This window comes from Microbacterium algihabitans (genome assembly GCF_032464975.1).
Taxonomy (GTDB): domain Bacteria; phylum Actinomycetota; class Actinomycetes; order Actinomycetales; family Microbacteriaceae; genus Microbacterium; species Microbacterium algihabitans.
Map to the genome: position 1 here is coordinate 417929 of NZ_JAWDIU010000003.1, position 10450 is coordinate 428378.

Consider the following 10450-nt stretch of genomic DNA (forward strand, 5'->3'; position numbering starts at 1 on the left):
CCCCGCCCGCGTCAGCGGCGCATCGCGCGAAGGGCCGAGCGCGACATCGCCTCGCGCGGCATCGACGCGATCGCCTGGGCGAGCTGCGTGCGGTCGTCGCGGTCGATCCAGTGCCGGGCGGCCAGCACGAACAGCGGCAGCACCGTCGACGACGACAGCGGCCCCCATCCGAGCATCCCGAACGGCGTCTCGGTGACGCCGATGACGACCAGACCGAGCACGAACGCGACGCCCACCGCCTGCTGCCGTCGATCGGTGTCGCGCAGGCTCGAGACGAACGCCACTACGATGACGGCGGCCCAGGCGGCCAGGGTGACGGCGCCGCCCATCACGAGCGTGGTCAGCACCAGGTTGTGGCCGTGACTCGCGGCGCTCGAGAGCGCGTTCGACAGCATCGCGTAGTTGTCGGCGTACCAGTGGGCGCCGAGGCCGAAGAGCCAATGGCCGCCCAACTCCTCGCGGTTGAACATCCAGATGGCGCCGCGGAACGTGTAGGCCTCGGGATCGGTCTCGGTGAAGGGCACGCGCACGCAGGTGATGCACGCCGCGATGAGTCCCACCACGGCGGCGACGCGGAAGGCGGGCTGCGGCAGCACACGCGACAGCGCGATGACGGCGAGCACGACCACGGCCCCGGCGAGCGCGGTGCGCGACGAGGTGAGCACCAGGGCCCACGCGATCACCCCGATCAGCGGCCACCGCACCCACCACCGACGTGCGGTGAAGGCGAACGGCAGGGCGAGCGCCAGGAACATGCCGAACACGTTCGCGTTCGAGAAGATGCCCGACAGCAGCGACGTTCCGGTGAGCGACTTCTCGAAGGTCTCGGAACCGCCCGAGATGAACACCTTCGCGGGGTCGAGGTACGACAGGGCGATCGCCGCCGCAGCGACCAGGGCACCCAGGTATCCCAGGATGCCGAGATCCCTCGGTTTCACCCGCGCTATCACCAGCAGGGTGCCCACGGCGGAGGTGATGAGCAGGCCCAGCGTGGGCTCCCGCCCGTGCACGAGCTCGTTCGCCGCGAGCACCAGACCCGGCGCGACGACCAGCAGCAGGCTCTCGCCCGTGACCTTCGAGAACAGCAGCATGAGCAAGAGCAGTCCCACCGCGAGGATCGGCACCGCGATGCTCAGCGCGTCGACGAGCGCCACCACCAGCGGGTTCGAGGCGGTCTTGCCCTCTTTATAGTGCTGGCGGTCGATGAGGGCCGTTTCGACGACGGCCGGCACGACCGAATACGCCCAGACGACGATGACCGCCGTCCAGCGCAGCGCCCGCGAGTTCACCCACCCCTTCTCGGGCCTGCCGGGGGCGCGACCGAGGGTCGCGGGGCTGGTTAGCGTGCTCACGGCCGACACAGTACAACTCGAGGAGCTCCCCGTGATCCCCACCGATGTCACCGCTCCTCGCCGAGGGGCGGCGCTGCTGCTCCTCGGCGCCCAGTGGGGTCGGTACGTCGCACAGATCCTCGGCATCGTCGTCCTCGCCCGACTGGTCGGGCCGGCCGACTTCGGCATCGTCGCCCTGGCGGCCTCGGTCGCGGGACTCGCGGCGGTGCTCGGTGACTTCGGTCTGAGCATGGCGGCCCTTCGTGCTCCGACACTCTCCGATGCGCAGCGGACGAACCTGTTCTGGATGAACACCGGCATCGGTCTCGCGGCGACGGGCGTGGTGCTGGCGGTGGCCCAGCCGTTCGCGGCCGCCTTCGACGATCCGCGCCTGGTCGCGGTCATGTGCCTGTTGGCGCCGGCGTTCGCGCTCCGCTCGGCGAGCGCGCAGCTGCGCGTCGAGCTCAACAGATCGGGACGGTACGGACGTCTCGCGGCGAGCGAGCTCTGCGGCGACCTGTCGGGTCTGGTCGGAGCCGTCGTCCTCGCGCTCCTCGGCGGCGGGTATCTCGCCCTCGCCCTGCAGGGCACGATCGCGGCGGGCGTCACCCTCGTGCTGTCGCTGATCCTCACGCCGTGGCGTCCCGGGCTGCCGCGGCGCGGAGCCGCGATGGGCCCGCTGCTGACCTTCGGCGGCAACACCTTCCTGGTGCACGTGCTGAACTACGCCGCGACCAACGTGGGCACGGTGTCGGTCGCGCGGGTGGCGAGCGATCAGGTGATCGGTTTGTTCAACAGGGCGACCCAGCTGGTGAACCTCCCGATCGATCAGCTCATCACTCCGCTCACGCGGGTGGTCATCCCCGGTCTCGCGGATGCCGAGCACACCGCCGAACTGCAGCGCCGGCTCGTGCGCCACCAGACGCTGCTCTGCTACCCGACGCTCGCATACCTCAGCCTCTTCGTCGCCACCGCGTATCCCGCGCTCGACCTCGTCCTCGGCTCCGCGTGGACCGGCGCCGCGCCGTTCGTCCCCATCCTGGCGGCCGGGGCGCTGTTCCAGATCCTCGGCTACCCGCAGTACTGGGCCTTCGTGTCGACGGGGCGATCCGGGCTGCTGCTGTTCTCGGAGATCAGCGGACGCGTGGCGACGATCGCGCTCGCCGTGGTCGTCGCCCCGGTCGGGCCGGCCGCGGTGGCCGGCGCCATCGCGCTCGGGCAGTTCCTGCTGTGGGGCGTCGCCGCGGTGTTCTTCCTCCCCCGCACGGGCGTCTCGTCGGCGGCCCTCCTGCGCGCGGCGATCCGGCCGATCGTCGTCTTCGCCGTGGCCCTGGTGGCAGGCCTCGCCATCTCGACGCTCGTTTTCACCTCCCTCCCCTCGCTCCCCCGCCTGCTCGGCGTCGGTGGCGTCTGGGTCATCGTCGTGATCGCACTGCTGCTGGCGATGTGCCGACGCGACCTTCGCGTATTCGGGGGCTTCATCCGACGCCGCTGAGGGGACTCCCGCCGGCTCGACCACTCGTCGGGAAGGCCTCGAGATGACCATCGTGAACGCCCGGTTCCTGACCCAGGGGACCACGGGGATCCAACGCTTCGCCACCGAGATCACGCGCGAGCTCCTCGGCATCCGCGACGACATCACTCTCGCCGTCCCCGCGGGCGACGTCGACGACGCGGGGCTCGACCCCTCGCGCATCCAGACGGTCGGGCGCTTCACGGGTCACGCGTGGGAGCAGATCGACCTCCCGCGCTTCGCGCGGCGTCGCGGCGAGATGCTGCTGAACCTCACGAGCACGGGCCCCATGTGGCACCGCCCGCAGATCTCCACGCTGCACGACATCACATGGATCCGTCACCCCGACAGCTTCAGCCGTCGCTTCCGGGCCCTCTATTCGGTCGTGATTCCCCGCGTCGTCGCGCACAGCGAGCGCATGATCACCGTGAGCGAGTTCTCCCGCGGCGAGATCTCGCGGCGGTTCGGCGTGCCCGCCGATCATTTCGCCGTCGTCCCCAACAGCGCGCAGAACATCCTCGCGCTGGCGCCCATGCCGTCGACGCCCTCGAGCCGCCCGTACCTGCTGGCCGTCTCCTCGCCCAACCGGCACAAGAACGTCGCCCGCATGCTCGACGCGTTCGCGGTCTTCGCCCGGACGCACCCCGAGGTCGAACTCCGCGTCGTGGGAAGCCAGACCAACAGCTTCGCGCGGCAGCAGTTCGACACCGCCGATGCGCGGGTGCGCTTCCTCGGCCGGGTCGACGACGCCGAACTCGCCGGCCTGTACCGCGGAGCGCTCGCCTTCGTGTTCCCCTCGCTCTACGAGGGCTTCGGCATCCCGCCGATCGAGGCGCAGATGTGCGGCTGCCCCGTCATCGCGGCGCGTGCCGCCTCGCTCCCCGAGGTACTCGGCGACTCCGCGCTGTACGTCGATCCGCTCGACGTCGACGACATCGCCGCGGCCATGTCCCGTGTCGCCGACGACGACGGCATCCGCGCGCGGCTGATCTCCGCCGGTGAGCTCAACGCCCGACGCTTCTCGTGGCGGGAGTCCGCGCAGAAGGTCAGCGATCTGCTCGACGAGCACTCCGGCATCCGCCCCACCCGCTTGCGCGGTGCGGCGCTCCGATAGCTCGACCGTCGCGCCCGTCAAGGGCGGTGTCCGCGCGGCGGATGCTGCCTAACGTCGGGGCATGACCAACGATCGCGACCAGCTGACCTTCGACAACCCCGTCACCCGCTACGCCCGCGTCGAACCGCCCATCCAGCACCAGCCCGAGCCCGGCGTCCAGGCCGACATGACTCCGGTCCCCGATCTGGGCGAGAAGACCTACCGCGGTCTCGGCCGTCTGGTCGGCCGCAAGGCGCTCATCACCGGCGGCGACTCCGGCATCGGCGGAGCCGTGGCCATCGCCTTCGCGCGCGAAGGGGCCGATGTGGCCATCGTGCACCTGCCCGACGAGCAGCGCGACGCCGACCACGTGCTCGACCAGGTTCGGGATGCCGGCCGCACCGGCGTCTCGATCGCCACCGACATCACCGACCCGGCCGCGTGCCGCGAGCTGGTCGAACGTGCGGCCGAGGCTCTCGGCGGCCTCGACATCGTGGTCAACAACGCGGGCAAGCAGGTGATGGTCGACAAGGTCGACGACCTGTCGGACGAGCAGTTCGAACTCACGTTCCGCACGAACGTCTTCGCGCCCTTCTGGATCACGAAGGCGGCGCTCGCGCACCTGCCCGCGGGCGGCACGATCATCAACACCGCGTCGCTCGAGGCCTACGTCCCCGCGCCCGACCGGCTCGACTACGCCGCCACCAAGGCCGCGATCAACAATCTGTCGAAGGGCCTCGCTCAGCAGCTCGCGTCACGCGGCATCCGGGTCAACGTCGTCGCCCCCGGACCCACGTGGTCGGCGCTGCAGGTGAGCCAGGGCGTCTCCGACGACCAGATGGAGCACTTCGACGACGAGAGCACCTACCAGCGGGCCGGCCAGCCCGCCGAGATCGCGCCCGCGTTCGTCTTCCTCGCCTCGGCCGAGTCGAGCTACGTCTCGGGCGAGACGCTGAACGTCAACGGCGGCATGGTCACGCCCTGAGGTCCGCTCCGACGCCCCGGCCCGCCTCGCGCGGCCGGGGCGTCCGTGCGCGCTCCCACGCCCGGCGCCGTCGCCGCACGGCCCTCCCGAGCCCGACCCTCGACGACGCGGCCCGGGCGCTTGCGCAAAACCCGTCGATCCGCAAGCGACCCGTGTCGGGTGGGCGGGTGAGGGAGCGTGAGTGCATGCCCACCGACACCGCTCCCGCCCCCGGCGGGGCGCCCCTCACCCTGTACATGCTCCACGCGCTGGGCGCGAGCGCCGGCTCGTTCGACCGCCTCGCCGACGAGCTCGCGGGGGTCGTGCACGTCGTCGGCATCGATCTCCCCGGCTTCGGCTCCGCCGCGAGCGCTCCCGACGCCACCGTCGACGAGACCGTCGACCATGTCATCCACCGCCTCGCCGCACACGCGCGGGGGCCGTGGATGCTCGGCGGACACAGCATGGGCGGCAAGATCGCCGCTCTCGTGGCCTCCCGCGTCCTGCGCGGCGATGCGCCCCTCTTCGGACTGCGGGGCATGGTGCTCATGGCCCCGTCCCCGCCCCGCCCCGAGCCCATGGACGAGGAACGCCGGGCGCTCATGCTCTCGTGGGTCGACGACGGCGCGATCTCCGAGGCGGATGCCGAGACCTTCATCGACCAGAACACCGCCGAGCCGCTCGACGCCGGGGCGCAGTCGCTCGCCCTCGCCGACCTGCGTCGCACCTCCCCCACGGCGTGGCGCGCCTGGCTCGAGACCGGCAGCCGGGTGGACGCGACGGCTGCGGTCGGCACGCTCGATGTGCCCGCCCTCGTGATCGCCGGCGCCGACGACGCCGACCTCGGAGCCTCCGCGCAGCCCGAGCTCCTGGCATCCGTCTACCCCCGGGCGCACTTCGTGACGCTCGAGGCCACCGGACACATGATCCCCCTCGAGCGGCACCTCGACGCGGCAGCGGCCATCTCGCGCTTCGTCGCCGAAGAGGTCGGCGTCGGTCCGGTCGTCCCCGACGAGTGGGTCGAGCTCATCCGCAGCGAGCGGGTCGACGCGCGCGTGCGCGGTGCCCTCGCCCGTCGCGCGCTCCCCGACGACCACGGCTACGCCCCCGCGGTGCTCGACATGGCGCAGCTGACGCTCCTTCGTGAGATCGCCGACCTCGTCGTCCCGCAGGAGGGGCCGGCCATCGACATCGCCGCCCGCGTCGACGCCCAGTTGGCGCGCGGCGAGGGCGACGGGTGGCGCAACGCCGACCTGCCCGGCGACCCCGAGGCATACCGTCGCGGGCTCGACACGCTGGCTGCCGCCTGGCCCACCGATCCGTCGGAGCGCAGCGACCGTCTGAAAGCCGCCATCGAGGGCGACTCCGACCTCGACGGCCCCCTCGACGCCGCCCAGCTGAAGGCGTGGCTCGAAGACGCGCGCAACGACCTCGTGCGCCAGTGGCTCGCCCACCCCGCGAGCATGGCGCGCGTCGGCTACGACGGGTTCGCCACCGGCGGCCGCCCCATGCGGGGGTACGTCGAGCTGCGTCTTGGGCGCCGCGAAGACTGGGAGCCGGCGAACGTCGGCGGCACGATCGCGACGGGAGACGCGGCATGAACCTCGAAGCGATGCGCACCTTCACCGACGACGAGATCGTCGACGTGGTGGTGATCGGAACCGGAGCCGGCGGAGCGCCCCTGACCGCCGAGCTCGCGCGCAAGGGACTCACCGTCGTCGCGCTCGAGGCCGGACGGCACTTCTCGCTCGACGACCTCACGCCCGACGAGACCGAGGCCGTCGAGATCAACTGGATGTCGGAGCGCCTCAGCGGCGGAGACGACCCGACCGCGTTCGGCCCCAACAACAGTGGGCGCGGCGTGGGCGGCTCGATGCTGCACTGGGGCGCGTTCACCCCTCGTCCCGACCGACGCGACCTCGCCCTGAAGACCGAATCGGGCGTCGGCCGCGACTGGCCCATCGACCCCGATGAACTGCTGTCGTACGTCGAGCGCGTCGAGGGCGACATCGGCGTCTCGGGGCCGTCCCCCTACCCCTGGGATCCGAGTCGCAGCTACGCATACGCCCCGGCGAAGCGCAACGCTCCCGCGAATCTCGTGGCCAAGGGCTGCGACGCCCTCGGTGTGCGCTGGGCCGACGCGCCGGCCGCCGTGCTCACCCGCGCCCGGCTGCAGGACCACCACGGCGAGCGCGGGGCGTGCGTCAACTGCGGCGAGTGCCACCAGGGATGCCGGGTGGATGCCAAGGCGTCCACCGCCAACACGTACCTGGCCGCGGCCGTGGCATCCGGTGCCGAGATCCGCAGCGAGGCGATGGTGCACGGTATCGAGCTCGACGCCCGCGGCCTCGTCGAGGCCGTCGTCTACCGCAAGGGCGGCGTCGATCGTCGTCAGCGGTGCCGCGCCCTCGTGCTCGCCGGCGGCGGTGTCGAGACGCCGCGCCTGCTGCTGCACACCGGCCTCGCCAACGACAGCGGCCAGGTGGGCCGCAACTTCCTCGCGCACGGTGCGACGCAGGTGTGGGGCCGGTTCGACGAGCCGGTGCGCGGGCATCGCGGATACCCGTCGTCGCTCATCAGCGAAGACATGATGCGCCCGGCCGACGCCGACTTCGCCGGCGGCTACCTCGTGCAGAGTCTCGGGGTCATGCCGTTGACGTTCTCGACCACCCTCGTGCGCGGCGGAGGCCTCTGGGGTCCCGAGCTCATGCAGCGTCTCGATCAGGCGAGGTTCATGGCCGGCATCGGTATCAACGCCGACTGCCTGCCCTCCGACGACAACCGCCTCGAGCTGGTCGACGAACTCGACGAGTTCGGTATCCCGCGCGCACGGGTCACGTTCACCGCCGGCGACAACGAGAAGGCGATCGACAAGCACGCGACGGCGTTCATGCTGCGCGTGATGGAGGCCGCCGGAGCGCGCGAGACAATGGTCCTCGCCCGCACCGCGCACACGATCGGCACGTGCCGCATGTCCGACGACCCGTCCGACGGCGTGGTCGACGCCGACGGCCGGTCGCACGAGATCCCGAACCTGTGGATCTGCGACAACTCGGTCTTCCCCTCGGCGATCGCCGCCAACCCCGCGCTGACGATCATGGCCCTGTCGCTGCGCACGGCCGATCGCTTCCTCGCCTCCGCCGCCGCCTGACCCCCGGTCACTCGGCCGGGCACACCCGTCGAGCGTCCACGGCTCTCCGTTCGAAGCCCCTCGAGCGCGGCGTGTCGTGGACGCTCAACGCGATGCCGCTCGACACGGGAGAATGGATGCCATGAAGCTCGAGCACCTCGTCCGGTTCGCCGCCCTCGCTGAGGAGCTGCATTTCCCGCGCGCGGCCGAGAAGCTGCGCATCCCCCTCGCCTCGTTGTACACGACCGTCGACAAGCTCGAAGAGGAGGTGGGGCAGCCGCTCATCTCGCGAACCCCGCCGACCCAGCTCACCCCGGCCGGCCGGCTGCTCCTCGAGGAGGCGCACCACCGCATCGCCGACGCTCCTCCCGCCGCGCCCCGGCAGAAGGCCCCCGGCGGCGGTAAGGCGAAGGCCAGCAAGGGCAAGGGCCGCGCACCGATCGTGAAGGGCGAGCCGAAGCCCTACAAGAAGCGCCAGGGCCGCTGACCCCGCCCCTTCCCCCGGAGGAACGCCCGCTTGTCGCGTTCCCGCGCGTGAAAGCGCTTATGCCTGGAGTTCGGTGACCCGACCGGCCTCGACCCGCCAGCGGCGGTCGGTCTGCACCGCGGCGAGCATGCGCCGATCGTGCGTGACGAGCAGCAGCGTGCCGGTGTACGACTCCAACGCCTGCTCGAGCTGCTCGATCGCCGGCAGGTCGAGGTGGTTGGTGGGCTCGTCGAGCACGAGCACGTTGACGCCCCGCGCCTGCAGCAGCGCCAGTCCGGCGCGCGTGCGCTCCCCCGGAGACAACTCGTCGACCGGGCGGGTGACGTGATCGGCCTTGAGCCCGAACTTCGCCAGCAGCGTGCGCACCTCGCCCGCGTTCATCTCGGGGACGAATCCCTCGAAGGTCTCGGCCAGCGGACGCCCGCCGACCAGCAGCGATCGCGCCTGGTCGATCTCGCCGATCGCCACGCTCGAGCCCAGCGACGCCGATCCCTCGTCGGGGCTCTGACGGCCCAGGATGCCGCGCAGCAGCGTCGACTTCCCGGCGCCGTTCGGCCCGATGATGCCGATGCGCTCCCCCGCGTTGACCTGCAGCGAGACCGGCCCGAGCGTGAAGTCGCCCTGGCGGAAGACCGCGCCCGACAGCGTCGACACGACCGAGCTGGAGCGCGGTGCCGAGCCGATCGTGAACTCGAGCTGCCACTCCTTGCGCGGCTCCTCGACCTCATCGAGGCGCGCGATGCGGCTCTCCATCTGACGCACCTTCTGCGCCTGCTTCTCGCTCGACTCCGTCGCCGCCTTGCGGCGGATCTTGTCGTTGTCGGGTGACTTCTTCATCGCGTTGCGCACACCCTGACTCGACCACTCGCGCTGCGTGCGGGCGCGCGAGACGAGATCGGCCTTCGTGTCGGCGTACTCCTCGTACTTCTCCCGCGCGTGACGGCGCAGGGTCGCGCGTTCCTCGAGGTAGGCGTCGTAGCCGCCTCCGTAGACGCGGTGGGAGTTCTGCGCGAGGTCGAGCTCGAGCACCCGGGTCACCGAGCGGGCGAGGAACTCGCGGTCGTGACTGACCAGGACGACCCCGCCACGGAGTCCCTTCACGAAGGTCTCGAGCCGCTCGAGTCCGTCGAGGTCCAGGTCGTTGGTCGGCTCGTCGAGGAGCGCGATGTCGAAGCGTGAGAGCAGCAGAGCCGCCAGCCCGACGCGCGCCGCCTGGCCTCCGGAGAGGCCGGTCATCTCGGCATCCGGTCCCACCTCCAGGCCCAGGTCGGCGAGCACGATCGGCATCCGCTCGTCGAGGTCGGCCGCGCCGCTCGCGAGCCAGCGCTCGAGGGCCGTGGCGTAGGCGTCGTCGGCGCCCACGATCGAGGCGTCGCCGAGGGCCGCCGCCGTGGCATCCATCTCCCTCGTCGCCTCCGCGCACCCGGTGCGGCGGGCGATGTACTGCGCGACGGTCTCGCCCGCGACGCGCTCGTGCTCCTGCGGGAGCCAGCCGACGAACGCATCGCTCGGCGCGAGGCTGATCGATCCGCCCTGCGGCTCGTCGACGCCGGCGAGCAGACGCAGCAGCGTGGACTTTCCCGCGCCGTTCGCCCCGACCACGCCGATCACGTCGCCCGGCGCGACGGTGAGGTCGACGCCGTCGAAGAGCGTGCGGTGTCCGTGGCCCCCGGCGAGGCCCTGCGCGACGAGGGTGGCGGTCATCCCTCTAGTGTCTCAGGCCGCCCCGCCCCCGACCCGCACCCCCCGAGGCCCCTGAGCCTGTCGAAGGGACCGGACACACCCAGGTCCCCGAGCCCGTCGAAGGGACCGGACACACCCAGGTCCCCGAGCCCGTCGAAGGACCCGGACACACCCAGGTCCCCGAGCCCGTCGAAGGACCCGGACACACCCAGGTCCCCGAGCCCGTCGAAGGACCCGGACACACCCAGG

At 71.7% G+C, this 10450-nt stretch carries 8 protein-coding genes; 6 read left to right on the plus strand and 2 right to left on the minus strand.

All coding sequences use genetic code 11. From position 1 onward, the window contains the following. Nucleotides 1–11 precede the first annotated feature (11 nt). Nucleotides 12–1352 (minus strand): O-antigen ligase family protein, encoded by a 1341-nt coding sequence (locus RWH43_RS11650; RefSeq protein ID WP_187358454.1) that lies wholly within the window; start codon nucleotides 1350–1352, stop codon nucleotides 12–14. Nucleotides 1353–1383: 31 nt separating this feature from the next. Here RWH43_RS11650 and RWH43_RS11655 point away from each other — a divergent pair, with 31 nt between their 5' ends. From RWH43_RS11655 to RWH43_RS11680, 6 genes are all read left to right on the plus strand, one after another. After that, nucleotides 1384–2826 (plus strand): lipopolysaccharide biosynthesis protein, encoded by a 1443-nt coding sequence (locus tag RWH43_RS11655; protein WP_316001557.1) that lies wholly within the window; start codon nucleotides 1384–1386, stop codon nucleotides 2824–2826. 43 nt (nucleotides 2827–2869) lie between these two features. Continuing rightward, nucleotides 2870–3958, plus strand: a complete 1089-nt coding sequence (locus RWH43_RS11660; RefSeq protein WP_144832073.1) for a glycosyltransferase family 4 protein — start codon at nucleotides 2870–2872, stop codon at nucleotides 3956–3958. 61 nt (nucleotides 3959–4019) lie between these two features. After that, nucleotides 4020–4922 (plus strand): SDR family oxidoreductase, encoded by a 903-nt coding sequence (locus RWH43_RS11665; RefSeq protein ID WP_144832070.1) that lies wholly within the window; start codon nucleotides 4020–4022, stop codon nucleotides 4920–4922. Between the two features lie 185 nt (nucleotides 4923–5107). Next, nucleotides 5108–6502 carry an alpha/beta fold hydrolase gene (locus RWH43_RS11670; protein ID WP_144832067.1) on the plus strand — a complete coding sequence of 465 codons (1395 nt, stop codon included), beginning with the start codon at nucleotides 5108–5110 and terminating at the stop codon, nucleotides 6500–6502. Then, complete coding sequence (locus RWH43_RS11675; protein ID WP_316001558.1) at nucleotides 6499–8052, plus strand: GMC family oxidoreductase; 1554 nt, start codon at nucleotides 6499–6501, stop codon at nucleotides 8050–8052. The genes RWH43_RS11670 and RWH43_RS11675 overlap by 4 nt, the downstream gene beginning before the upstream one ends. 121 nt (nucleotides 8053–8173) lie before the next feature. Then, on the plus strand, nucleotides 8174–8518 hold the full coding sequence (locus RWH43_RS11680; protein WP_154097209.1) for a LysR family transcriptional regulator: 345 nt from the start codon (nucleotides 8174–8176) through the stop codon (nucleotides 8516–8518). A 57-nt stretch (nucleotides 8519–8575) separates the two neighbouring features. On the opposite strand, the gene RWH43_RS11685 is transcribed toward RWH43_RS11680, so the two are convergent. Continuing rightward, nucleotides 8576–10222, minus strand: a complete 1647-nt coding sequence (locus tag RWH43_RS11685; RefSeq protein WP_316001559.1) for an ABC-F family ATP-binding cassette domain-containing protein — start codon at nucleotides 10220–10222, stop codon at nucleotides 8576–8578. Between the last annotated feature and the right edge of the window lie 228 nt (nucleotides 10223–10450).

Excerpts from the sequence above, each read along its gene's own strand:
- RWH43_RS11660 (WP_144832073.1), top strand. The coding sequence starts at position 2,870 with ATGACCATCGTGAACGCCCGGTTCCTGACCCAGGGGACCACGGGGATC.
- RWH43_RS11665 (WP_144832070.1), top strand. The coding sequence starts at position 4,020 with ATGACCAACGATCGCGACCAGCTGACCTTCGACAACCCCGTCACCCGC.
- RWH43_RS11670 (WP_144832067.1), top strand. The coding sequence starts at position 5,108 with ATGCCCACCGACACCGCTCCCGCCCCCGGCGGGGCGCCCCTCACCCTG.
- RWH43_RS11675 (WP_316001558.1), top strand. The coding sequence starts at position 6,499 with ATGAACCTCGAAGCGATGCGCACCTTCACCGACGACGAGATCGTCGAC.
- RWH43_RS11680 (WP_154097209.1), top strand. The coding sequence starts at position 8,174 with ATGAAGCTCGAGCACCTCGTCCGGTTCGCCGCCCTCGCTGAGGAGCTG.
- RWH43_RS11685 (WP_316001559.1), bottom strand. The coding sequence starts at position 10,222 with ATGACCGCCACCCTCGTCGCGCAGGGCCTCGCCGGGGGCCACGGACAC.